We start from the raw sequence: 1212 nt of genomic DNA, 5'->3' as shown, positions 1-1212 counted from the left end.
CGCGGCGCACGCCCAGCGCGCCGTCGATTTCCTGCACGCGCTTCAGCCGCCGGTGCAGCAGGCGGCATGAACACCGACCGGGACCGGTGCGGACGACGCACCGGTCCCCGGCCCAGGGGCAATGCCCGTACATCATGCGATGCTGAAGAATATCCGGAAAGTTTAGCCAAACCCCGCCAGATGCGCCGTTGGCAGCAGGCCATTGCAAAGCATCTAAAGACACGGCGGCGCTGTGATATTCCGATGCGCGGCGTCGCCGTTCCGGATCTACGGATTTCCGGCAAGCCACGCGAGGTTAGGGGTGATTGGGGGCAGTTCCAGAAGATCGCCGGGAAGCACCGACAGGGCCGCCGCCAGACGGCCGACCATGACGACCGTCCCCTTGTGCTCGGCCCGCTCGATGGTGCCGAGATCGCTGCGGTCCATGCCGGCGCGGTGCGCCAGTTCCTCCTGCGTGATGCCCTTGGCGTGGCGCAGGCGGCGGACGGTCCAGGCCAGGATCTCGGGCATGTCCTCCATCCGCAGGAGGGAGCTGGAGTGTGGGGCACGTCTCCATGGGATACATCCCCCATTTGGAGCAGACGGGGTGGTACCATCAGGGATGGGCGTGCCACCGGCCCGGATGGTGTCTACATATGATGGTGTGCGAAACGCGGTCGTTTCAGAGCGAGACTACACGAAGGGGAGAGACCAGCCGATGACGTCGCCTCAGCTCGAACCGCCTGTCGCCGACGCGCCGCCCCATTCGGACAGCCTGACCGACTACGACCGCCTGCACCTCGTCACCTACCTGCGCCTGCTCGACGCCGAGGCGGACGGGGCCGACCCGGATGAGGTCGCCCGCATTGTGCTGCGCATCGACCCCGCCCGCGAGCCCGAACGCGCCCGGCACGCTCACGCCACGCATCTGGCGCGGGCGCAGTGGATGACCCGGGTCGGTTACCGGCACCTTCTCCAGCAGGGTATGCACTGATCCGCAACGCCGGATTTCCGGAAATCCGCCGTTCTTGTTCTCGTTGTACACCGTCAGCGTCGTCGCAATTTCAGGGTAGGTTCTCACCTTTTGATTCGGGCGCAACCTGACGCTGCGCACGAGCGACAAGGTCATGACAGCAAAGAACGATTGGCGTGCATCCGCCGCCTACCAGTACGCCTTATCCGTGCCTGTTTCCTGCTGGGCGTGGGAGTTCCTGCGCCGCGACGGAGCCTATC

2 protein-coding genes are annotated in these 1212 nt (G+C 65.6%); one reads left to right on the top strand and one right to left on the bottom strand.

What is annotated here, in order from left to right:
- Positions 1–267: 267 nt before the first annotated feature.
- The gene (locus TSO221_RS33830; protein WP_247878393.1) at positions 268–510 is read right to left on the bottom strand and encodes a helix-turn-helix transcriptional regulator; all 243 of its coding nucleotides are present in this window, start codon (positions 508–510) and stop codon (positions 268–270) included.
- Positions 511–697: 187 nt separating this feature from the next.
- Between TSO221_RS33830 and TSO221_RS33825 the strand changes: the two genes are divergently transcribed.
- Positions 698–973, top strand: coding sequence for a DUF2285 domain-containing protein (locus TSO221_RS33825; RefSeq protein ID WP_109122849.1), 276 nt, complete (start codon positions 698–700; stop codon positions 971–973).
- Positions 974–1212 lie beyond the last annotated feature (239 nt).

Source organism: Azospirillum sp. TSO22-1 (assembly GCF_003116015.1).
Classification (GTDB): Bacteria; Pseudomonadota; Alphaproteobacteria; order Azospirillales; family Azospirillaceae; genus Azospirillum.
This window is presented reverse-complemented; position numbering and strand designations above follow the sequence as displayed.

Coding starts and splice junctions, on each gene's coding strand:
- TSO221_RS33830 (WP_247878393.1), bottom strand. CDS start 510: ATGCCCGAGATCCTGGCCTGGACCGTCCGCCGCCTGCGCCACGCCAAG.
- TSO221_RS33825 (WP_109122849.1), top strand. CDS start 698: ATGACGTCGCCTCAGCTCGAACCGCCTGTCGCCGACGCGCCGCCCCAT.